Source organism: Pseudomonas sp. S1_G07 (assembly GCF_054668565.1).
Genome location: NZ_CP162778.1, coordinates 551,905 through 573,019, shown reverse-complemented (window position 1 = coordinate 573,019; position 21,115 = coordinate 551,905). Strand labels below are relative to the sequence as shown.

At 61.4% G+C, this 21,115-nt stretch carries 18 protein-coding genes and 1 riboswitch; of the genes, 9 read left to right on the top strand and 9 right to left on the bottom strand.

Features of this window, described 5'->3' with window-relative positions; all coding sequences use genetic code 11:
- Nucleotides 1-225: 225 nt before the first annotated feature.
- On the top strand, nucleotides 226-777 hold the full coding sequence (locus tag AB4O05_RS02695) for a cytochrome b (protein ID WP_460133318.1): 552 nt from the start codon (nucleotides 226-228) through the stop codon (nucleotides 775-777).
- Between the two features lie 32 nt (nucleotides 778-809).
- Nucleotides 810-1,406: a YceI family protein gene (locus AB4O05_RS02690; RefSeq protein ID WP_460133320.1), complete on the top strand. Its 597-nt coding sequence runs from the start codon at nucleotides 810-812 to the stop codon at nucleotides 1,404-1,406.
- 159 nt (nucleotides 1,407-1,565) lie between these two features.
- Here the strand turns inward: AB4O05_RS02690 and AB4O05_RS02685 are convergent, their stop codons facing one another.
- From AB4O05_RS02685 to ahcY, 4 genes are all read right to left on the bottom strand, one after another.
- Nucleotides 1,566-3,458, bottom strand: coding sequence for a DEAD/DEAH box helicase (locus AB4O05_RS02685; RefSeq protein ID WP_460133321.1), 1,893 nt, complete (start codon nucleotides 3,456-3,458; stop codon nucleotides 1,566-1,568).
- Nucleotides 3,459-3,679: 221 nt separating this feature from the next.
- Complete coding sequence (locus AB4O05_RS02680) at nucleotides 3,680-4,471, bottom strand: substrate-binding periplasmic protein (RefSeq protein WP_460133322.1); 792 nt, start codon at nucleotides 4,469-4,471, stop codon at nucleotides 3,680-3,682.
- A gap of 130 nt (nucleotides 4,472-4,601) precedes the next feature.
- Nucleotides 4,602-5,447: a methylenetetrahydrofolate reductase [NAD(P)H] gene (gene metF / locus AB4O05_RS02675; RefSeq protein WP_460133325.1), complete on the bottom strand. Its 846-nt coding sequence runs from the start codon at nucleotides 5,445-5,447 to the stop codon at nucleotides 4,602-4,604.
- Nucleotides 5,448-5,619: 172 nt separating this feature from the next.
- Nucleotides 5,620-7,029, bottom strand: coding sequence for an adenosylhomocysteinase (gene ahcY / locus AB4O05_RS02670; protein WP_460133327.1), 1,410 nt, complete (start codon nucleotides 7,027-7,029; stop codon nucleotides 5,620-5,622).
- 21 nt (nucleotides 7,030-7,050) lie between these two features.
- Nucleotides 7,051-7,156, bottom strand: a riboswitch (S-adenosyl-L-homocysteine riboswitch).
- A 188-nt stretch (nucleotides 7,157-7,344) separates the two neighbouring features.
- Between ahcY and AB4O05_RS02665 the strand changes: the two genes are divergently transcribed.
- The 4 genes from AB4O05_RS02665 (at nucleotide 7,345) to AB4O05_RS02650 (ending at nucleotide 11,262) form a co-directional block, all read left to right on the top strand.
- Nucleotides 7,345-7,749 carry an acyl-CoA thioesterase gene (locus AB4O05_RS02665; protein WP_460133329.1) on the top strand — a complete coding sequence of 135 codons (405 nt, stop codon included), beginning with the start codon at nucleotides 7,345-7,347 and terminating at the stop codon, nucleotides 7,747-7,749.
- 100 nt (nucleotides 7,750-7,849) lie between these two features.
- On the top strand, nucleotides 7,850-9,757 hold the full coding sequence (locus AB4O05_RS02660) for a patatin-like phospholipase family protein (protein ID WP_460133331.1): 1,908 nt from the start codon (nucleotides 7,850-7,852) through the stop codon (nucleotides 9,755-9,757).
- Between the two features lie 70 nt (nucleotides 9,758-9,827).
- Nucleotides 9,828-10,715 carry a formate/nitrite transporter family protein gene (locus AB4O05_RS02655; protein ID WP_460133332.1) on the top strand — a complete coding sequence of 296 codons (888 nt, stop codon included), beginning with the start codon at nucleotides 9,828-9,830 and terminating at the stop codon, nucleotides 10,713-10,715.
- Nucleotides 10,716-10,875: 160 nt separating this feature from the next.
- Nucleotides 10,876-11,262 carry an MAPEG family protein gene (locus tag AB4O05_RS02650; protein ID WP_460133334.1) on the top strand — a complete coding sequence of 129 codons (387 nt, stop codon included), beginning with the start codon at nucleotides 10,876-10,878 and terminating at the stop codon, nucleotides 11,260-11,262.
- Between the two features lie 82 nt (nucleotides 11,263-11,344).
- On the opposite strand, the gene mltA is transcribed toward AB4O05_RS02650, so the two are convergent.
- Complete coding sequence (gene mltA, locus AB4O05_RS02645; RefSeq protein WP_460133336.1) at nucleotides 11,345-12,529, bottom strand: murein transglycosylase A; 1,185 nt, start codon at nucleotides 12,527-12,529, stop codon at nucleotides 11,345-11,347.
- Between the two features lie 129 nt (nucleotides 12,530-12,658).
- Between mltA and AB4O05_RS02640 the strand changes: the two genes are divergently transcribed.
- Nucleotides 12,659-13,108: a c-type cytochrome gene (locus tag AB4O05_RS02640; RefSeq protein ID WP_460133338.1), complete on the top strand. Its 450-nt coding sequence runs from the start codon at nucleotides 12,659-12,661 to the stop codon at nucleotides 13,106-13,108.
- 6 nt (nucleotides 13,109-13,114) lie between these two features.
- On the opposite strand, the gene AB4O05_RS02635 is transcribed toward AB4O05_RS02640, so the two are convergent.
- The 4 genes from AB4O05_RS02635 to AB4O05_RS02620 form a co-directional block, all read right to left on the bottom strand.
- The gene (locus tag AB4O05_RS02635) at nucleotides 13,115-13,510 is read right to left on the bottom strand and encodes a DUF1090 domain-containing protein (RefSeq protein ID WP_460133340.1); all 396 of its coding nucleotides are present in this window, start codon (nucleotides 13,508-13,510) and stop codon (nucleotides 13,115-13,117) included.
- A 71-nt stretch (nucleotides 13,511-13,581) separates the two neighbouring features.
- Nucleotides 13,582-15,246: an NAD-dependent DNA ligase LigB gene (ligB, locus tag AB4O05_RS02630; protein ID WP_460164832.1), complete on the bottom strand. Its 1,665-nt coding sequence runs from the start codon at nucleotides 15,244-15,246 to the stop codon at nucleotides 13,582-13,584.
- A 195-nt stretch (nucleotides 15,247-15,441) separates the two neighbouring features.
- Entirely contained in the window at nucleotides 15,442-16,632 is a 1,191-nt protein-coding gene (gene metK / locus AB4O05_RS02625) for a methionine adenosyltransferase (protein WP_460133342.1), read from the bottom strand.
- Nucleotides 16,633-16,651: 19 nt separating this feature from the next.
- Nucleotides 16,652-17,647: an ArsR/SmtB family transcription factor gene (locus AB4O05_RS02620; RefSeq protein WP_460133343.1), complete on the bottom strand. Its 996-nt coding sequence runs from the start codon at nucleotides 17,645-17,647 to the stop codon at nucleotides 16,652-16,654.
- 272 nt (nucleotides 17,648-17,919) lie between these two features.
- Between AB4O05_RS02620 and tkt the strand changes: the two genes are divergently transcribed.
- Together tkt and epd are read left to right on the top strand one after the other, a co-directional pair.
- Nucleotides 17,920-19,917, top strand: coding sequence for a transketolase (gene tkt, locus AB4O05_RS02615; protein WP_460133345.1), 1,998 nt, complete (start codon nucleotides 17,920-17,922; stop codon nucleotides 19,915-19,917).
- 138 nt (nucleotides 19,918-20,055) lie between these two features.
- Nucleotides 20,056-21,111, top strand: coding sequence for an erythrose-4-phosphate dehydrogenase (gene epd, locus AB4O05_RS02610; RefSeq protein ID WP_460133347.1), 1,056 nt, complete (start codon nucleotides 20,056-20,058; stop codon nucleotides 21,109-21,111).
- Nucleotides 21,112-21,115 lie beyond the last annotated feature (4 nt).

The following is a 21,115-nucleotide window of genomic DNA, read 5'->3' as shown; positions in this document are numbered from 1 at the left end:
GCGCAAGCCTATGCAATGGGCGGCTGTGTCACAACCCATTACGCGCGAATTGGCAGTAAACGCAGGACGGTCTGTCACGTTTGTTCTGGAGAGTCCTTAATCCGTGGTTAATTTACGCTTCATACGCTCTAGATCGTATTTCTCGATATTTCAAAGCGAAATTTTCCGCTTTAATTCGATAGGTAAATCGCTAGTCTTGGGCGCAGTTCTTACGGGATTAAGTACATGCAGTTACGCAATTCACCGGCCCGCTATGGCTGGGTCAGCATGGTTATGCACTGGGGCGTGGCCCTGGTGGTGTTCGGTCTGTTCGCCTTGGGCTTGTGGATGGTTGGCCTCGACTACTACAGCGCCTGGCGCAAAGACGCGCCCGACCTGCACAAGAGCATCGGCATTACGCTGTTCGCCGTCATGCTGGTGCGCATTGTCTGGCGTCTGGTCAGCCCGCCGCCACCGCCGCTTGCCAGTTACAGCCGCATGACCCGGATCGGCGCCGCGTTTGGCCACGCGTTCCTCTACATCGGCTTGTTTGCCGTGATGATTGCCGGTTACCTGATTTCCACCGCAGACGGTGTCGGTATCCCGGTGTTTGGTTTGTTTGAAATTCCTGCCGTGGTTTCCGGTCTACCGGACCAGGCAGACACCGCCGGCGTGGTGCATTTGTACCTCGCCTGGGTGTTGGTAGTGTTCGCCGGCTTGCACGGCGTGGCTGCATTGAAACACCACTTTATCGATCGTGATGCGACCCTCACGCGAATGCTGGGGCGCAAAGCCTGATGTTCAACCTCGACTCACAAGGAATAGAAAGCATGTTGAAAAAGACCCTCGCTGCTCTGGCAATCGGTACGGCCCTGCTGTCGGCAGGCCAGGTAATGGCCGCTGACTATGTCGTCGACAAAGCAGGCCAGCACGCCTTCGTTGACTTCAAGATCAGCCACTTGGGCTACAGCTTCATCACCGGTACCTTCAAGGACCTGGACGGCAAGTTCAGCTTCGATGCCGCCAAGCCTGAAGACAGCAAGATTGAGTTCAACGTCCGTACCGCCAGCGTGTTCACCAATCACGCCGAACGTGACAAGCACATCTCCAGCAAAGACTTCCTGGACGTTGGCAAGTTTGCCGATGCCAAGTTCGTCTCCACCAGTGTTAAAACCACCGGTAAGAATGCTGCGGGCCAAGTCACTGCCGACGTGACCGGCGACCTGACCCTGCTCGGCGTGACCAAGCCGATCGTCGTCAAGGCCACCTTCCTGGGTGAAGGCAAAGATCCATGGGGCGGCTACCGTGCTGGCTTTGAAGGCACCACCAGCTTCAATCGCCAGGACTTCGGCAAGCAGATGGACCTGGGCCCAGCGTCCAATAATGTTGAGCTGTACGTGACGTTTGAAGGTGTGAAAGCGAAGTAATGCTTCGTGTGTAGGAGCGAGCTTGCTCGCGAAAAACGTAGAGACACCGCGTTTTTCAGGCTGCCAGCGTTATCGTTGACGACCTTCGCGAGCAAGAACTAGGCGTCCCCCTCGCTCCTACAGGCAAAAAAAACCCGTATCTCGCGATACGGGTTTTTTTTATGCTTCGCGGTTGCGAGTCAGCAGCGCTGGTTTTTCACCACGAGGACGGCCTGGCAGTTGATCCAACTGCTCGGGTGTCGGGAAGCGATCCACTTTCGACTCCTTGTGGATGATCTTCGGCGCCGGGCCTCCGCGCGGGTTCTGCACTGCAGGCTCGGACGACCGTGGCTGGTCGTCACGGGCCGGGCGGCGGTTGTTGCTGCGAGAGTCTTCGCGACGGGCCTGGCCGTCACGCGGTGCGCCATTACGCGGGCCGCTACGTTTAGCTGGCGGGGTGCCAGTGGTGCCGCCGCTGCTGTTGCGTGGGCCGTTCTGACGACCGCCCTGAGGTTGGCCACTACGTGGAGCACCTGCGCCTGCGCCCTGTGCCGGAGCACCTGGGCGACGACCACGGCCCTGTGCCGGCTTGGCCTGGGGCACGTAGTCGACGCGGTTACCGAAGTTATCCACGTCGTCGTCGAGAAACTCGTCCGGGGCGCGGTCGGCGGCGGCGCGTGGCGGCTGGCTCGGCTGGCGCTGTTCGCGGGCCGGGGTGCCTTCACGGGGCTTTTGCTCGCGGGCTGGGCGTTCGCCACGGCCGTTGGTGGGCGCTTTGTCCTTGCCGCCTTTGTCCTTGCCCTTGTCGCGGCGACCACCGCCACCACCGCCGCCGTTCGGGCCATCGCCCTTCGGACCGCGTGGGTTGCGTGGGTTGCGCACGTCCGGACGCTCGCGTACTTCAGGCTTCTCGGCCTCCACGGCGCTGGCGTCGAAGCCCATCAGGTCGCCGTCGGCGATTTTCTGCTTGGTCATGCGCTCGATGCTTTTCAGCAGTTTTTCTTCGTCCGGTGCTACCAGGGAAATGGCTTCACCCGAACGACCGGCACGGCCGGTACGGCCGATACGGTGTACATAGTCTTCGTCGACGTTTGGCAGCTCGAAGTTGACCACGTGGGGCAACTGGTCGATATCCAGGCCGCGAGCGGCGATATCGGTGGCCACCAGAATGCGCACGGAGCCGGCCTTGAAATCGGCCAGGGCTTTGGTGCGTGCGTTCTGGCTCTTGTTACCGTGGATGGCAACGGCGGTGAGGCCGTGCTTGTCCAGGTACTCGGCCAGGCGGTTGGCACCGTGTTTGGTGCGGGTGAACACCAGCACCTGCTCCCATGCGCCATGGGTGATCAGGTGCGCCAGCAGCGAGCGTTTGTGGCTGGCGGCCAGGCGGAATACGCGTTGCTCGATACGCTCGACCGTGGTGTTCGGCGGCGTGACTTCGATGCGCTCCGGGTTGTGCAGCAGCTTGCCGGCCAGGGCGGTGATGTCCTGGGAGAACGTTGCCGAGAACAGCAGGTTCTGACGTTTGGCCGGCAGGCGGGCGAGGACCTTTTTCACGTCATGGACAAAGCCCATGTCGAGCATGCGGTCGGCTTCGTCCAGCACGAGGATTTCCACGTGGGACAAATCGACGCTGCCTTGGCCGCACAGGTCGAGCAAACGACCAGGGCAGGCGACGAGCACGTCTACGCCACGGGACATGGCCTGAACCTGTGGGTTCATGCCGACGCCGCCGAAGATGCAGGCGCTGACGAACTTCAGGTCGCGGGCATACAGCTTGAAGCTGTCATGTACCTGGGCGGCGAGTTCGCGGGTAGGGGTCAGGACCAGTACGCGCGGTTGGCGCGGGCCGTGACGCTGGGATTTGTCCGGATGACCGTTGGGGAACAACCGCTCCAGGATCGGGAGGGCGAAACCACCGGTTTTACCAGTACCTGTCTGAGCCGCAACCATCAGGTCGCGACCTTGCAACACGGCGGGAATGGCCCGCTGTTGCACCGGAGTAGGCTCGGTATAGCCCGCTGCCTCGATGGCGCGGACTAAAGCCTCGGAGAGACCGAGGGAAGCAAAGGACATGAGTAATCCTGTTTTAGTTAGGGCTTGGCCCAAAGGGATAATCTTGCCAGGCGTGAATGGCGCTTAGGGGAGCGCAATCCCGTCCGGTCCTGCTGCGTCTGGCGGGCACTCCACCGGCTCGCGCGGGCTGAAAGCTGCGCTGTAGCGGGGTTGGGTGCCTTTTTCAAGACCTCAGCGGCCGGGCGTAAGCCTGGCGGAAAGGCCGGAGTATAACAGAGCAATCACTGTTCGCTGCTTTCCTGGTGCTCAACGGTGCGTCCGGACGCCGTATTGGCTTGGATTTCACCATATTTGGCGCTCAAAGCGGCATAGGCCGGTTCCTGTTTGAAGCGCTTGAGTTCGGCGGCAAAGCGTTGCACCAGCAGGTCCATGCCCGCGCCACGGCGTACGGCGAGGTATTGCGGCTGTCGGCTGACCACCAACGGTGCCTGGCTGACCTTCCTCTCCAGGCCCTGTGTCTTGATCACATGCTGGCCGACCCGGCGATCAGTGATGACCAGGTCGATGCGCCCCAGCAGCAATTTGCCGAAGTTGGCCTCATGGCTGGGCGCCGGTTCGCGCTTGAATAAAGTCGAATCGTTGAATTCGGCGCCATACAGGTAACCCGGCGAGGTGCCGATGGCCAGGCCTTGCAGGTCGTCGAGGGCCCGGGCCGGGTGAGGGCGCTCGTTGGCGTAGAACAATACAAACTCGACTTCCGACAGCGGTTCGCCGGGGTAAAGCAACTGGGCATCGCGGTCGTGGCTGTGGAAAATATCCAGGGCGCCATCGGCATTGCCCTGGTCAAGCATCGCCAGGCAGCGTTTCCAGGGCAGGAATTGCCACTGCACTTCGACCCCCAGGCGCTGGAACACGATCACCGTGGCTTCGTAGTCCAGCCCGCGCATGGTGCCCTGGTCCTCATACACATAGGGCGCCCAGGGCTCGGTGACAATGCGCAATGTCTCGCTATGAGCGTGCAAGCTCAGGCAAGTAAAAAGCGCAGCAGTCAACAGCTTCGGAATGACGGGCATGCCCTGAGGTTACGATGCTCATGCACTAAAGAGAAGCTCTGGCGCAAGCATTGGCGGGTAAGGGCGCGTCGCCGGCTTGAAACAAAAAGGCCCTCGAATTGACGAGGGCCTTGGCACCGTAGGGCAAGCCTCAGCGTGGCAGCTTGAGGTTATTCCAGATCGCAAGGCTCGGCTCGGCCTGGTTCAGGGTGTAGAAGTGCAACCCAGGTGCACCACCTTGTAACAGACGTTCGCACATTTCGCTGATGACCTGCTCGCCGAAAGCCTGGATGCTCTTGACATCATCGCCGTAGGCTTCCAGTTGCTTGCGTACCCAGCGCGGGATTTCTGCGCCGCAGGCGTCGGAGAAGCGTGCCAGCTTGCTGTAGTTGGTGATCGGCATGATGCCCGGCACGATCGGGATGTTCACACCCATGGCCCGTACACGCTCGACGAAGTAGAAGTAGCTGTCGGCGTTGAAGAAGTACTGGGTGATTGCACTGTTGGCGCCGGCGTTGGCCTTGCGCACGAAGTTTTTCAGGTCGTCTTCGAAGTTGCGTGCCTGGGGGTGCATCTCCGGGTACGCCGCCACTTCGATATGGAAGTGGTCGCCGCTTTCCTCGCGGATGAAGCTCACCAGGTCGCTGGCGTAGCGCAGCTCGCCGCTGGCCATGCCCATGCCGGACGGCAGGTCGCCGCGCAGGGCAACGATGCGCTTGATGCCGGCGCCCTTGTATTGGGTCAGCAGGCCGCGCAGGTCGGCCTTGCTGTCGCCCACGCACGACAAGTGCGGAGCGGCGGGAACTTTGACTTCGCTTTCCAGCTGCAACACGGTGTTGATCGTGCGATCGCGGGTCGAGCCGCCGGCACCGTAGGTGCAGGAAAAGAAGTCGGGGTGGTAGCTGGCCAACTGCTTGGCGGTCGCCATCAGTTTTTCATGCCCAGCATCGGTCTTGGTCGGGAAGAACTCGAAGCTGTAGCGACGGTCTTGGGACATGGTAATACCCTTGGAAACTCAGAAGCCGACTGTGCAACCCACCTGCACTGTAGGAGCGAGCTTGCTCGCGAAGAACGTCAACGATAACGCGTCAGACAGGCTGTACGCGGTGCCCTTGGGTTTTTCGCGAGCAAGCTCGCTCCTACAGGTTAGAGCAGGTGGAGCTGGTTACTTAGTAGCGGTAAGCGTGCGGCTTGAACGGACCTTCGACGGTCACACCGATGTAGTCGGCCTGGGTCTTGGTCAGTTGAGTCACTACACCGCCGAAGCCGCGGACCATTTCCAGGGCTACTTCTTCGTCGAGTTTCTTCGGCAGTACTTCCACGGTCAGGCGTTCGGCTTTCTGGGCCGGCGACAGGTCGGCGTATTTCTGCCCGAACAGGAAGATCTGGGCCAGCACCTGGTTGGCGAACGAGCCGTCCATGATGCGGCTTGGGTGGCCCGTCGCGTTACCCAGGTTAACCAGGCGGCCTTCAGCCAGCAGGATCAGGTAGTCGTCGTTCTGTGGGTCGAATGCGCCGGCGCCGGTACGGTGAACCTTGTGCACCTGCGGCTTCACTTCTTCCCATGCCCAGTTCTTGCGCATGAAAGCGGTGTCGATCTCGTTGTCGAAGTGACCGATGTTGCACACCACGGCGCGTTTTTTCAGGGCCTTGAGCATGTTGGCATCGCAGACGTTGACGTTGCCGGTGGTGGTGACGATCAGGTCGATCTTGCCCAGCAGGGCCTTGTCGATGCTCGCTTCGGTGCCGTCGTTGACGCCATCGATGAACGGCGAAACCACTTCGAAACCGTCCATGCAGGCTTGCATGGCGCAGATCGGGTCGACTTCGGAGACCTTGACGATCATGCCTTCCTGACGCAGCGACTGGGACGAACCCTTGCCCACGTCACCGTAGCCGATCACCAGGGCTTGCTTGCCCGACAACAGGTGGTCGGTGCCGCGCTTGATCGCATCGTTCAGGCTGTGACGGCAGCCGTATTTGTTGTCGTTCTTGCTCTTGGTCACCGAGTCATTGACGTTGATGGCCGGGATTTTCAGCTCGCCCTTGGCCAGCATGTCCAGCAGGCGGTGTACGCCAGTTGTGGTTTCTTCGGTCACGCCGTGGACGCGGTCGAGGATGGCCGGGTATTTCTTGTGCAGCAGCTCGGTCAGGTCGCCGCCGTCGTCGAGGATCATGTTGGCGTCCCAAGGCGCGCCATCTTTGAGGATGGTCTGCTCCAGGCACCACTCGTACTCTTCTTCGGTCTCGCCTTTCCAGGCGAATACCGGGATACCGGCGGCGGCAATGGCGGCGGCGGCCTGGTCTTGAGTCGAGAAGATGTTGCACGACGACCAACGCACTTCGGCACCCAGGGCAACCAGGGTTTCGATCAGCACGGCCGTCTGGATGGTCATGTGGATGCAGCCGAGGATCTTCGCGCCCTTGAGCGGTTGCTCGGCGGCGTATTTGCGACGCAGGCCCATCAGGGCAGGCATTTCGGATTCGGCGATAAAGGTTTCGCGGCGGCCCCAGGCAGCGAGGGACATGTCGGCGACTTTGTAGTCGTTGAATTCTGCAGGCGTGATTACAGCGCTCATAGAGAGCCTCCATTCGTAGTGTGCGAATGGGCGCCGTTGTGCGTTTAGTATCCAGCTGAATGACCAGACCGGACAACGCCCCATCCGAGCCTGACAGGCCAAGCCTGCTGCAGCGCCCCTCGGACAGGTGGCGGGAGAACGGTAGTAGCCGTTCTGAATCGGGGGCGATTATAACGGTCTATGACCGGCTAGTGGCAAGCGACAAGCTACAAGCGGCAAGTAAAAACGAATCTGCTTTAACTTGCAGCTTGTAGCTTAAAACTTGAAGCTGGCGGCTTAACCTTATCGCTCACCCACCCCGAACGCGGAGCCGCCATGAACTTTCATACTCGCAAATGGGTAAAACCCGAAGACCTCAACCCCAACGGCACCCTGTTCGGCGGCAGCCTGTTGCGCTGGATCGACGAAGAAGCCGCCATCTATGCGATTGTCCAACTGGGCAACCAGCGGGTCGTCACCAAGTACATCTCCGAGATCAACTTTGTCAGCGCCTCGCGCCAGGGCGACATTATCGAACTGGGCATCACCGCCACCGAGTTTGGCCGCACCTCCATCACCCTGACCTGCGAGGTGCGCAACAAGATCACCCGCAAAAGCATCCTGACCGTGGAAAAAATGGTTTTCGTCAACCTCGGCGAGGACGGTTTGCCAGCGCCCCATGGTCGTACCGAGATCCGCTACGTCAAGGACCAATTCAAGGACGACACCCTGCCCGTGTGACGATCCAACGGTTTGATTTGTTTTACCGGGTTGTTCCGCAAGGATCTTTTCAAGGCTCTCTCATCACTTAGGACGACACCCTATGAAGAGAGCCCTGTGTATGAAAGTCTCCAGTCCACCGGTAAAGGCCCAGCTCCCATCAACTCAGGACGTTGGCCAGGACGTGAAGACGCCTTTGGTCAAAAACGCCGGCGAGCGCAAGCTGAGTCTCTACCGCCATGGCAATGGGCAAGTGGAGGTGGTGGTGTCGCCACCGCCGCTCAGCCACCTGGTACTCAGCGGCGGTGGCGCCAAGGGCATCGCGTTTGCGGGAATGGTGCAGGCGCTTGAAGACACCAGCAAGCTGGCGGGCATCAAGGTAATTTCCGGTTCCTCGGCCGGTGCCATTTCCGCCATGCTGCTTGCCAGTGGCATGGGGGCGAAGGCTTTTGGGGCGCTGTCGAACACCCTCGACCTGCCCAGCCTGCTCAACAGCCAAGACCCCGTGACAGCCTGGCTGCAAACGGCCAGCACCCAGCTGGGCCAGCTCGCCGGGCGTGTGCCGGGCCCAGCGGGTAATATTTCCCAGCTGTTGCTGAGCATGATGCCGCGCTTGCAAACCGACGCGCATTCCTTGGAGCAGATGATGCGCAATGAGTCGCGCAAATCGCTTCTCGCCCATATCGCCGAGATGCCCAGGGCCAACAGGCCCGCCGAGGTCATGAACATTGCCGACCGGCTGAGTGCCGGAGGGGCGCCCACCTTTGGCGACCTTGAGGTGTTGAGTCGTCACATCCCGGCGATCAAGCAGCTCAACATCACCGGCACCGGCATGTTCGATGGCCGCCCGCAGTTGGTGGTGTTCAATGCCAGCCTGACCCCGGACATGGATATTGCGCGTGCCGCGCGTATCTCGGGTTCGTTGCCGGTGCTGTTCAAAAGCCCGGTCGAGCAGGGCCATGGGTTCCAGGCAGCGGCCGAAGCTACGGCGTTCCAGGATGGCGGCCTGCTGGTCAACACGCCGGCCCCTGGGGTGATCGAGCCATCGTTGGCGCAAGACCCACTGAGCCGGCCCGAATCGTTGATCGTCAAGTTCGAGTCCGAAAAACCAGCGGAGCCGAAAAAAAGCGGTGGTTTTTTCAGCAGTCTGGTCGACACCCTCACCGGTACGCCGCACGCCGCTGCCGGTGCTTATCAGGATGAACGGCTGGAAGCGGCAGCCGACCAGACGGTGATCTTGCCGCTGAACACTGACAAAGGCGACTTTCGCGGGCTGCTCAATGGTACGGTCAACTTCACCATGACGTCTGAGCAGAAGCTGCATCTTCAGGGCCGCGCCGGCCAGGCGGTGGCGACGCATGTGGAGAAACGCGCGGCCGTACGTGAGCATCACGGGTTCGCTTCAATGACCGATGCGGTACTGGCGATGGACGATGAATTGCTGGCCAGCGTGCGGGATGAGCTGAGCAAGGACCCGGCCGCCAGCGAAGTGCTGATGTTTCGCAAGAGTGCGCAAACGCTGCTGCATGCCTTGGACAGCGCGATTAGCGAAGCGAACCAGGCCAGCGATGCCTTGGTTATCACGCCGAAGTTGGCGTCCGTGCTTCGTAACCTGGATGCGCTCGCCCGACGGCCTGAGCATATCGAGTGGCTGGGGCGACGCCTGAATGCGCCGGGCCTGCGCAATTTCCAGCAACTGCTGCAAGTAGCCGCCAAGCAGGCTTCGCCGCTGTCCAGGGTGATGACCTTGGCCGTGGCCCAGATGCACCGGCGCGATATTGCGGTGAAGGCTGAAAACTTCACGCGTGAGGTGATTTACCCGTCGCTTTACCGTCCGGGCCAACCGGCTGCCAACGTTGAGTTGTTGCAACGTGCCGCGCGTGATTTGCGCGAGGCAACCACACCGGCCGAGTTCAATCGCGTGCTCGACGGCATCATTGAGCACTACAAAGCGCGTAACAAACCCTGGTCCAAGCCGATCAGTTCCACCACCGTAGAGATGGCCAAGGCCTGGCGCATAAAGGTTTAGTTGCCTGGCCACTGAACAGCCATGACGGCGGCGTGTCGTAGAAACACACGCCCCCTTGGATTCTGAAAACATGGCCACTCACGAAGACGGCAAGACCCCTAATCTGTCGCGCGAAGAACAGAAAGACGTCGACGACAACCAGCCTCCCCGCGCGGCGGTGCTGCATGAAATCATCCGCACCCAGGGCGACCAGGAACTGGAGCGCAGCGTCGCCGCGTTGTGGTGGTCGGCGCTGGCCGCTGGCCTGACCATGGGCCTGTCGCTGATGGCCATGGGGTTGCTCAACTCACGCCTGCCGGACGGTGAAGCCTTCAAGGTGATTGCCAGCTTCGGCTACTGTGCGGGGTTTCTCGCGGTCATCCTGGCGCGCCAGCAACTGTTCACCGAAAACACCCTGACCGCTGTGCTGCCGGTGATGAGCAAGCCTACGCTGGCGAATGCGGGGCGGTTGTTGCGGCTGTGGTCGGTGGTGCTGGTGGGTAACCTGTGCGGCACGTTGTTGGTCGCTTATGTGATGCTGCACCTGCCGATCTTCGACACCAGGACCGATCACGCCTTCCTCGAGATCGGGCGCAAGATCATGGAGAACAACGCCGGCCAGATGTTTGCCAAGGGCATTGTCTCCGGTTGGATGATCGCCACCATGGTGTGGATGATCCCGTCCATGGAAAGCGCCAAGATGTGGATCATTATCCTCATCACCTACCTGATGGCCCTGGGGGATTTCACCCATATCGTGGTCGGTTCGGCCGAGGTGTCGTACCTGGTATTTGCAGGCGAGCTGCCGTGGCATGACTTCTGGCTGATATTCGCCGGCCCGACGCTGGCAGGCAATATCATCGGCGGCAGCTTTATCTTCGCGCTGATCAGCCATGCCCAGATCCGCAGCGAAAGCAGCCTGCCAGGCAAGGCCGCCGCAGACCCGAGGCATCCGCCGCAGATCGACGAGGATCAGTGAGCGTCTGGCGAGGTCCGCAGGCGTCCCCATACGCCGCCGATCACCACGCCAAAGGCGATAGAACCTTTCGCTGTGCCACGGCTCATAGCGGTTAGGTGCGATTTTGCATTTTTAGTGCTAAAACTCTAATTTCTGCATAAAACGACAAAAGGAATGAGTGATGACAGCGGCTTTCTGGTGTGTGTTGATCGCAATTTTTCTGCCTTACCTGTGTACAGGTGTGGCCAAGTTCAGTGGCGGCAAGTTCGGGGCTCGCGATAACCACGACCCGCGTGCTTTCCTCGACACCCTCGAAGGGGTTGCCAGGCGTGCCCACAGTGCGCAACTCAACAGCTTTGAGGTGACGCCGGCTTTTGCGGCGGCGGTGATTATCGCCCACCTGGCCGGTACGGCCGAATTGGTGACGATCAATGTGCTGGCGGTGCTGTTTATCACCAGCCGCCTGCTGTACATCATTTGCTACCTGGCCGACTGGGCGATACTGCGCTCGCTGGTGTGGGCGGTGGGGATGGCGTTGATTGCGAGTTTCTTCTTTGTCTCGATCTGAGGCATGACGCACGTCCAGTGTGTCGTGAGCGGGGCCAGCCCGCTCACGACAACACGTCTTCACATTTGATCTTGGGCGACTGTCAGGTTCCCACAGGGGCATCCGGTACCTGAGGCAGCGCAACGCCTTTAGGCCACAGCATCCAGATTTGCCCCTGTTGTTTCATATTCCCCGCCAGCTCACCCGCTGCGGCGCCGGTGCCCCAGAACAGATCCGCGCGCACTTCGCCGGTGATGGCACCGCCCGTATCCTGCGCTGCGACGGGACGTGCCAGTGGCGTGCCGTCGGGCTTGGTGGTCGACAGCCATAGCAGGCTGCCCAGCGGGATTACCTTGCGGTCCACCGCCACGCTGTAGCCAGCGGTTAATGGCACGTTCAGCGAGCCACGCGGGCCTTCGTTGCTGTCGGGACGCGCACTGAAAAACACGTAGCTGGGGTTGCTGGCCAGCAATTGCGGAATACGCTGCGGGTGCGCCTTGGCCCAGGCGCTGATGGCGCCCATGGTCACTTCTTCTTTCTTCAACTCGCCTTGTTCCACCAGCCAACGGCCAATAGGACGATAGGGGTAGCCGTTCTGGTCGCCATAGCCAACGCGCAGTTGGCGCCCGCCCGGCAGTTGAATCCGGCCCGAGCCCTGGATCTGCAGGAATTGCAGGTCCATCGGGTCTGTCAGCCAGGCAATCGGCTTGGCGCTGGAGCCCTGGTCGTTGATGGTGCTGGCATCGTCATACGGCTTGAGTACGCGACCTTCCAGGCGACCGCGCAGGCGTTTGCCCTTGAGTTCGGGGTAGATGCTTTCCAGGTTGACGATGATCAGGTCATCCGGCACGCCATACACCGGCACATGAGCGCTGGCGGTCTGGGTCAGGCTGCCGGGGTATACCGGTTCGTAGTAACCGGTGATCAGACCGTTTGGTGTGTTGTCGGCCGAACGCAGGCCAAACACATCCAGGCGCTCCTTGAGAAAACCGCGTATCGCCACGGCATCGCCCGGCACCGTGGCGGCCGCCGCGCAGGTCGTGCCCCAGATCGGGTCGGCCTTGAGGCGTTGACAGGCGCTGCGCCAGGATTCAAAACCGGCCAGCAGGTCGCTGTCGGACACAGCCGGCAACGCGTCCCACGGTGCGCTCACATAGGTGGCAACGGCGTGAGGTTTTACGGTTTCATCTTTGCCGGTTTCCTTGCCCGCGTCGCAGCCGGCCAGCAGCGCGATCATCGGCAGAGCCCACGCCAGGCGGCGGTTCCAAGGTTTCAAGCGGATATTCATACACATCATTCCTGAAGTGATTGCCTGCGTTTGTACGCCTTTGGGCAACCCTTGTTATTAATAGGGCTATTGGTGTTTGGGGGCGGGGCGAGGATACTGGCCGCCGTTTCCCGTGACCTCGAAGCCACCATGACCTTTAAACGATTAACCGTTGTATTGCTGGCCTGCCTGACACTGTCCGCCTGCGGCGGCGTCGATCCGAACTCGCCCCTGGGCCAGCGCAAGGCGATCTTCAAGCAGATGCTCAAGACCAGCGAAGACCTGGGCGGCATGTTGCGAGGGCGTATTCCGTTCGACGGCGCGAAATTCGCCGAAGGCGCGACCAGGCTCGATGCGTTGTCCCATGAGCCGTGGAAGCACTTCCCGAGCGTGCGCGAAGAGGATCACACTAGCGCCAAGGATGACGTGTGGAAAAAACAGGCACAGTTCCAGCAACTGGCGCGCGATCTGGAGGCGGCCACCGGTGCATTGGTGATTGCCAGCCAGATACAGCCCTACAAGGCGGCTAACCTGGGGCCTGCGGTGCAGAAAGTCGAAGATGCCTGCAGTGCCTGTCATAAACAGTTTCGCGACCACTGACCGGTTTTACTGGTCGAGTTCTTCCACGGCGTCCTGCAGCGCTTTGCGCGACTCAGCGAGCTTGTCTTTACGCTTGTTGATCTTGTCGGCATCACCCTTTTTCATCGCCTTGTCGAGGTCGGCCTGACGACGGCTGACGTCGTGCTTGGCGTCGAGCACCTTGTTTTCCCGCTCTTTCTTCAACGAGGCGTCGGTGCAATGGGTGGTGACTTCGTTCAGGGCGTTTTCCAGGCCGGCTTGTTGGGCGCTGTCGCCATGGGCCTTGGCTTGTTCGATCTGGGTGCTGATGGCTTGGCGCTTGGCGGCGCAGCCGGTGAGTGGTGGCGCCGCTTCGGTGGCCAGCAGCGGCATGGCCATGCAGCTTGCGGCGGTCAGCAGGGCAAGGGGGGCTAAGAATTTCATGTGTGACTCCAAAGTACCAGTTCGGCGGCAGGATGAATTCTGCCGTCGTTTCGAAGGTGGTCGGGTCGGGTTCAAAACCCGTCGATCCCGGCCACGCGTAATGTTTCAGCCAGTGCCTGTACCTGCGGGGCGCGAAAAAAAGCGCTCAGTTGCGCTGCGCGCCCCGGGCCGATGCCATCTTCGGCCAGCCAGGCTTGGGTGTCTTTGGCAACCAGCGCGTGCCAGTTGCCTTGCAGGTTGTTGCGTGCCGCAGGCGGTACGCCCAGCGCCTTGAGCCATTGTGCAAAAGGTCGTTGCCGGGCGCTGCGAATGCTCTCGAGCACCCGCGCACGGCTGCGATCACCGAAGCCGTCAATGTTAGCAAGCTCTGCCGCATCCAGGGTCAACCAATCGAGAAAGCCTGTGATTAGACCGGCCTGGATCAATCCGTTCCATGTCTCGCGGCCCATATGGGGTAAGCCCAGGCCCTGGTTGCCGCTCAGCCAGGTGAGGCGCGCGAGCAATTGTTCTTCGCAACCGGGGTCCAGTTGCCAGCAGCTCAGGGCATGAAAGTTTCGCGGGTCGGGCACTGGCAGATCGGCGCGTGTGCTGCTGCGCAGGATGACTTGGTCCAGGCGAGGGATGACCTGGCCTGCGAGGCTGATGGAAACCTGGTCGCCGGGGCGGATATCCAGGGCTTGCCAACGTTTCAGCGAGCCAACGCTCACCCGGCTGATCCTTCGATCATCCAGGCGCACGGGCTCCAACTCCAGGAGGGGCGTGATGCGCCCGGTGCGGCCGATGTTGAACCGCACGTCCCGCACCCATGCCAGGGCCTTGGTGGCCGGGTACTTCCAGGCGACTGCCCAGTAAGGCGTATTGGTTTGCCAGCGTCCGGCGGGAGCACGCTGCGCCTGGTGCAGCACCACCCCATCACTGGCGAAGGGCAGTGGGTGGTTGTACCAATAGGTGCGCCAATGCGCGGCCTCGGCAATGTTCTGGATGGGCTGGCTGTAGTGCTGGCTGTCGGTGAACCCCCAGTGAGCCAGGGTGGCCAGGCGCTCGGAGAACGAGTCGGGGCCTTCGGGCCAGGCCCAGACAAACAGGCCGATACCGGCGGCATCGGTGGCGCTCAACTGCCGGCGATTCATCAGCCCGGCCACCTTGCTGCGTGCATTGAGCCCGCCGCGCGCCGCTTGCACATGGTCATCGAGGCGCCAATAGAGCTCGCCTTGCAACACCAGGTCCAGGGGGGCTGGCAGTCGCTGGACAATACCGGGGATCTTGCGCGCAGAGGCTGACCAGTCCTGGCCGAGCAGGCCATCGCCGCGGCTGATCACCTGCGCCAACTGGCCTTTGCGGTACACCAGGGACACCGCCACGCCGTCCACCTTGGGTTGAATCCAGACCGCCTGGCGAGTGCCCAGCCAGGCGCCGACGGCCTGTTCATCCAGAAGTTTCTCCAGGCCGGTATGGGCGACGGGATGAGGCAGGGTACCCCGTGAGCTGGCCAGCGGGTTGTCAGGCGCCGCGGTGGGCTGGGGGAAGCAGCTGCGCCAGTGGGCCAGGCGCTGTCGGGCCTGGTCGTAGAGTTCATCATTGACGGGAGATTGGCCGAGCCGATGGTAGCTGTCATCCCATCGGCGGATCTGCTCGGCCAGGGCATCCACCTGTGTCCGGGCTGCATCGGGGCAGGTTTCGGCCCAGGCCAGGAAGGGTAACGCGCTGAGTAAAAGAGCTATCAGTAAACGCATCATGAGCATCCTTGCTCGGAAAGGGCGCCCAGCCTAAATGATCCCCTCGTGCATAAAAAAGCCCCGACGGCGCGGGGCTTTTTACTGGGTGTTTCTGGTTATTTGAACAGGCCGCCCAGGGTGTTCACGGCATCAGGCCTATTGGCCTCGGCGCGCGCCTGGGCGAGTTTGTTGCAACCTTTGTCGATTTGCGCTTGCCTACAGGCCGGCGGCGGTACGCAGGTCGTTGGCGCGGTCGGTTTTTTCCCAGGTGAAGGTGGTGAAGGTGTCATCACCCACGGTCTTCTGCGCGGGGGTACGACCGAAGTGGCCGTAGGCTGCGGTGTCCTGGTACATCGGGTGCAGCAGGTCGAGCATGGTGGTGATCGCGTAAGGGCGCAGGTCGAAGATCTCGCGCACCAGTTTGACGATCTTGTCATCGCTGATCTTGCCGGTGCCGAAGGTATTCAGCGAGATCGACGTAGGCTGGGCCACACCGATGGCGTAGGACACCTGAATTTCGCAGCGCTCGGCCAGGCCGGCCGCCACGATGTTCTTGGCCACGTAACGACCGGCGTAAGCCGCGGAACGGTCGACCTTGGAAGGATCCTTGCCGGAGAACGCGCCACCGCCGTGACGGGCCATGCCGCCGTAGCTGTCGACGATGATCTTGCGACCGGTGAGGCCGCAGTCGCCTACCGGGCCGCCAATAATGAACTGGCCGGTCGGGTTGATGTGGAACTGGGTGTCCTTGCTCAGCAGTTCGGCGGGCAGTACGTGCTTGACGATCAGCTCCATCACGCCTTCACGCAGGTCTGCGTAGGAAACATCCGGGTTGTGCTGGGTCGACAGGACGACCGCGTCGATGCCGACGACCTTGCCGCCTTCATAACGGCAGGTCACCTGGGACTTGGCGTCCGGGCGCAGCCACGGCAGCAGGCCGGATTTACGCGCTTCAGCCTGGCGTTGCACCAACTGGTGCGAGAAGGTGATCGGCGCCGGCATCAGCACGTCGGTTTCGTTGCTGGCGTAGCCGAACATCAGGCCCTGGTCGCCGGCGCCCTGGTCTTCCGGCTTGGCACGGTCGACCCCCTGGTTGATGTCGGGGGACTGCTTGCCGATGATGTTCATCACGCCGCAGGTGGCGCCGTCGAAGCCGACGTCGGAGCTGTTGTAGCCGATGTCGGTGATCACATCACGGACGATCTGCTCCAGGTCAACCCAGGCAGTGGTGGTCACTTCGCCGGCGATGATCGCTACACCGGTTTTCACCAGGGTCTCGCACGCCACGCGGGCGAACTTGTCTTCAGCAATGATGGCGTCCAGCACCGCATCAGAAATCTGGTCGGCGATTTTGTCCGGATGCCCTTCAGACACGGACTCGGAGGTGAAAAGGGAGTATTCGCTCATCTCGATGTTTTCCTGATATTTACCGATGGTGAGTGTCGCCAGCCGGCCGCTGAAAATGGCGGACCTGGATCTGGAAACCATTACGTAAGCCTACATAGAGGCTTTCCCCGGGAACGAGCCCCGCAGCGGTGGCCCAACGGGCCAGATCGTCCTGTTCAAAACCCAACCAGAGATCACCGCAGGCCTCCCTGGCCCAATTCTGGTTGTGGCTGCATAAATCCGTAACCAGCAGGCTACCGCCGGGGTGCAGCAACCCGGCCATTTGCTTGAGGGCGTCGGCGGGCGCGGCGAAATGGTGCAGGACCATGTTCAGCACCACGCAGTCGGCCTTGATCGTTGTGCTGGTCAGCGCGTCAGCCAACTGCAAGCGCACATTGCCCAGCGCTTCGCGCTCGCAGAGCTGGCATGCCAGTTCGAGCATCGCCGGGCTGTTGTCCAGCGCCGTCACGTGCTGAAAACGGCGCGCCAGGTCCGGCAGGAAGCCGCCATCGCCGGGCCCGACTTCCAATGCCGTCGCTGAATGACTGAAGCTCAGTTTGTCGAGCAGCGCCAGTACGCTGTCGCGGTATTGAGGCAAACCGGCGATCAGGTCCTGCTGGGCGCGAAACTTCTCGGCCACCCGTGCGAAAAAATCCTGGCTCGCGGCTGCGCGTTGCCCGTGCACCTGGCCGATGCGCGCCTGCACGTCGGTGGGCAGGCTCAGGTTGTCCACTTCTTCGAGCAGGGCGGCGTGCAACTTGCCGCCGAGCAGCTCGGTGTGGGGCAGGGCGCGGCGGTAGAAAATGGCATTGCCTTCCCGGCGCGTGGCGACCAGATCGGCCTGGGACAGCACCTTCAAGTGGTGGCTCATGCCTGACTGGCCGATGGCAAAGATCTGCGCCAGTTCCAGTACGCCGAAGGAATCGTTGGCCAGCACGCGCAATACGTTCAGACGCAACGGGTCGCCAGCGGCCTTGCACAAGGCTGCCAGTTCATCGCCGTCTTCGGGACGCAGGGAGGGCATGGGAAGATTCATAAGGCCAGCAGTCTAGTGACGGGGGGAGATCCCCGCAAGGTCAATATCAAAAAGTTTTGATATTGAACGATAAGTGGCGGTTATAAGCCGCCGCTATAACCTTTAGTCGAACCCCTGGCCGGTTTCTGCATGGGAATGCCGCGCCAACCGTTGGAAAAACGCCCACAAGTGACTATCTGTCATTGCCCGCAGGCGGTGGCTGAGGGAAAATGCCGGTCCTTTTTTCCGTTTCTTTTATTCATTCTCGATTCAATATCCGCAGGAGAACAGCGATGCCCAGCCGTCGTGAGCGTGCCAACGCCATTCGTGCCCTCAGCATGGATGCCGTGCAAAAAGCCAACAGCGGCCATCCCGGTGCCCCGATGGGCATGGCGGATATCGCCGAGGTACTTTGGCGTGACTACCTGAAACACAACCCGGGCAACCCGTCGTTTGCCGACCGTGACCGCTTCGTGCTGTCCAACGGCCACGGCTCGATGCTGATCTACTCGCTGCTGCACCTGACCGGTTACGACGTCACCATCGATGACCTCAAGAGCTTCCGCCAGCTGCACAGCCGCACCCCGGGCCATCCGGAGTTCGGCTACACCCCAGGCGTCGAGACCACCACCGGTCCCCTGGGCCAAGGCCTGGCCAACGCCGTTGGTTTCGCGCTGGCAGAAAAAGTCCTGGGCGCGCAGTTCAACCGTCCTGGCCACGACATCGTCGACCACCATACCTACGTGTTCCTGGGTGATGGCTGCATGATGGAAGGTATTTCCCACGAAGTCGCTTCCCTGGCCGGCACCCTGGGCCTGGGCAAGCTGATCGCCTTCTACGATGACAACGGCATCTCCATCGACGGCGAAGTCGAAGGCTGGTTCACCGATGACACCCCCAAGCGTTTTGAGGCCTACAACTGGCAGGTGATCCGCAATGTCGACGGCCACGATCCGGAAGAGATCAAGATCGCCATCGACACCGCCCGCAAGAGCGCGCAGCCGACCCTGATCTGCTGCAAGACCACCATCGGTTTCGGCTCGCCGAACAAGCAAGGCAAAGAAGACTGCCACGGTGCCCCGCTGGGTGACGCGGAAATCGCCCTGACCCGCGAAGCGCTGAAGTGGAACCACGGCCCGTTCGACATCCCGGCCGACATCTATGCCGAATGGGATGCCAAGGAAAAAGGCCTGGCCACCGAAGCCGAGTGGGACCAGCGTTTCGCTGCCTACTCCGCCGAATTCCCGGAGCTTGCCAACGAGCTGGTACGTCGCCTCGCTGGTGACCTGCCTGCCGACTTCTCGGAAAAAGCCTCGGCTTACATCGCCGAAGTCGCGGCCAAGGGCGAGACCATCGCCAGCCGTAAAGCCAGCCAGAACACCCTGAACGCCTTTGGCCCGCTGCTGCCTGAGTTCCTCGGCGGTTCGGCCGACCTGGCCGGTTCCAACCTGACCCTGTGGAAAGGTTGCAAAGGTGTCTCGGCCGAAGACGCCAGCGGCAACTACATGTACTACGGCGTGCGCGAGTTCGGCATGAGCGCCATCATGAACGGCGTGTCCCTGCACGGCGGCCTGGTGCCTTACGGCGCGACCTTCCTGATGTTCATGGAATACGCGCGCAACGCCGTACGTATGGCCGCGCTGATGAAGAAGCGTGTGATCCATGTGTACACCCACGACTCCATCGGCCTGGGCGAAGACGGCCCGACGCACCAGCCGGTCGAGCAACTGACCAGCCTGCGTACCACGCCGAACCTGGATTGCTGGCGTCCAGCCGATGCGGTCGAATCCGCCGTGGCCTGGAAGCACGCGATCGAGCGCAAGGACGGTCCTTCGGCGCTGATCTTCTCGCGTCAGAACCTGCAACACCAGGTGCGTACCGACGCGCAGATCGCCGACATCAGCCGCGGCGGCTATGTGCTCAAGGACTGCATTGGCGAGCCGGAGCTGATCCTGATCTCCACCGGTTCCGAAGTGGGCCTGACCGTTCAGGCGTACGACAAGCTGACTGCCCAGGGCCGCAACGTGCGCGTTGTGTCCATGCCGTGTACCAGCGTGTTCGAAGCCCAGGACGCCGACTACAAGCAATCGGTATTGCCGTTGCAGGTCAGTGCGCGTATCGCCATCGAAGCGGCGCACGCCGACTACTGGTACAAGTACGTGGGCCTGGAAGGCCGCGTGATCGGCATGACCACCTACGGTGAGTCGGCGCCCGCGCCAGCCTTGTTCGAAGAGTTCGGTTTCACCCTGGACAACATCCTGGGTCAGGCTGAAGAGCTGCTGGAAGACTAAGTCAGTCTGCGTTGTCTGGACTGGCGCTATCGCGGGCAAGCCCGCTCCCACATTTGGATCTCGGTCTATTGTGGGAGCGGGCTTGCCCGCGATGGCGTCAGAGCATTCAACACCGAACTAACCTTGATCGAGAACCCCATGCCCCAACCGCGTCCCTACAAAGTTGCACTCAACGGCTACGGCCGCATTGGTCGTTGCGTCTTGCGTGCTCTGTTCGAGCGAGGGGCGGCGGCCGGGTTTGAAATAGTGGCGATCAACGATCTGGCCGACATGGCCAGCATCGAATACCTGACACGCTTCGACTCCACCCATGGCCGCTTCCCCGGCGAAGTGCGGGTCGAGGGCGATTGTCTGCATATCAAGGGCGACTGCGTGAAAGTCCTGCGCAGTGCCACCCCCGAGGGTATCGACTGGGCGGCGCTGGGCGTCGACCTGGTGTTGGAATGCTCCGGTGCCTATAACACCCGTGCCGATGGCCAGCGGTTTCTCGACGCCGGCGCGCCGCGTGTGCTGTTTTCCCAGCCGATGGCCAGTGAGGCGGATGTCGACGCTACCATTGTCTACGGCATCAACCAGGATTGTCTGACCGGTGACGAGCGGCTGGTGTCCAACGCCTCCTGCACCACCAACTGCAGTGTGCCGCTGTTGCGCCTGCTGGATCAGGCGATCGGCCTGGATTACGTGTCGATCACCACCATCCACTCGGCCATGAACGACCAGCCGGTGATCGACGCCTACCACCACGAAGACCTGCGCCGTACGCGTTCGGCGTTTCAGTCAGTGATCCCGGTGTCCACCGGCCTGGCTCGTGGTATCGAACGCCTGCTGCCGGAACTTGCCGGACGAATTCAGGCCAAAGCCGTACGAGTACCAACGGTGAACGTGTCCTGCCTGGACATCACCATGCAAACCGTCAGCGACACCGATGCCGTGGAGGTCAACCGGATTCTGCGCGACGCCGCCACCAGCGGTCCGCTCAAAGGCTTGCTGGCCTACACCGAATTGCCCCACGCCAGTTGTGATTTCAACCATGATCCGCATTCGGCGATTGTCGATGCCAGCCAGACCCGCGTTTCCGGCCCGAGGCTGGTGAACATCCTGGCCTGGTTCGACAACGAGTGGGGCTTTGCCAATCGCATGCTCGACGTGGCAGAACACTATCTGCACATCGCTTCTAAACAACCTCAACAGTAACTCA

Bases quoted from the DNA above. Each gene is read 5' to 3' on its own strand.
- AB4O05_RS02620 (WP_460133343.1), bottom strand. From the start codon at position 17,647: ATGAATCTTCCCATGCCCTCCCTGCGTCCCGAAGACGGCGATGAACTG.
- metF (WP_460133325.1), bottom strand. From the start codon at position 5,447: ATGTCCCAAGACCGTCGCTACAGCTTCGAGTTCTTCCCGACCAAGACC.
- AB4O05_RS02640 (WP_460133338.1), top strand. From the start codon at position 12,659: ATGACCTTTAAACGATTAACCGTTGTATTGCTGGCCTGCCTGACACTG.
- AB4O05_RS02660 (WP_460133331.1), top strand. From the start codon at position 7,850: ATGAAAGTCTCCAGTCCACCGGTAAAGGCCCAGCTCCCATCAACTCAG.
- ahcY (WP_460133327.1), bottom strand. From the start codon at position 7,029: ATGAGCGCTGTAATCACGCCTGCAGAATTCAACGACTACAAAGTCGCC.
- tkt (WP_460133345.1), top strand. From the start codon at position 17,920: ATGCCCAGCCGTCGTGAGCGTGCCAACGCCATTCGTGCCCTCAGCATG.
- AB4O05_RS02690 (WP_460133320.1), top strand. From the start codon at position 810: ATGTTGAAAAAGACCCTCGCTGCTCTGGCAATCGGTACGGCCCTGCTG.
- AB4O05_RS02685 (WP_460133321.1), bottom strand. From the start codon at position 3,458: ATGTCCTTTGCTTCCCTCGGTCTCTCCGAGGCTTTAGTCCGCGCCATC.
- metK (WP_460133342.1), bottom strand. From the start codon at position 16,632: ATGAGCGAATACTCCCTTTTCACCTCCGAGTCCGTGTCTGAAGGGCAT.
- epd (WP_460133347.1), top strand. From the start codon at position 20,056: ATGCCCCAACCGCGTCCCTACAAAGTTGCACTCAACGGCTACGGCCGC.
- mltA (WP_460133336.1), bottom strand. From the start codon at position 12,529: ATGAATATCCGCTTGAAACCTTGGAACCGCCGCCTGGCGTGGGCTCTG.
- ligB (WP_460164832.1), bottom strand. From the start codon at position 15,246: ATGATGCGTTTACTGATAGCTCTTTTACTCAGCGCGTTACCCTTCCTG.
- AB4O05_RS02650 (WP_460133334.1), top strand. From the start codon at position 10,876: ATGACAGCGGCTTTCTGGTGTGTGTTGATCGCAATTTTTCTGCCTTAC.
- AB4O05_RS02665 (WP_460133329.1), top strand. From the start codon at position 7,345: ATGAACTTTCATACTCGCAAATGGGTAAAACCCGAAGACCTCAACCCC.
- AB4O05_RS02695 (WP_460133318.1), top strand. From the start codon at position 226: ATGCAGTTACGCAATTCACCGGCCCGCTATGGCTGGGTCAGCATGGTT.
- AB4O05_RS02655 (WP_460133332.1), top strand. From the start codon at position 9,828: ATGGCCACTCACGAAGACGGCAAGACCCCTAATCTGTCGCGCGAAGAA.
- AB4O05_RS02680 (WP_460133322.1), bottom strand. From the start codon at position 4,471: ATGCCCGTCATTCCGAAGCTGTTGACTGCTGCGCTTTTTACTTGCCTG.
- AB4O05_RS02635 (WP_460133340.1), bottom strand. From the start codon at position 13,510: ATGAAATTCTTAGCCCCCCTTGCCCTGCTGACCGCCGCAAGCTGCATG.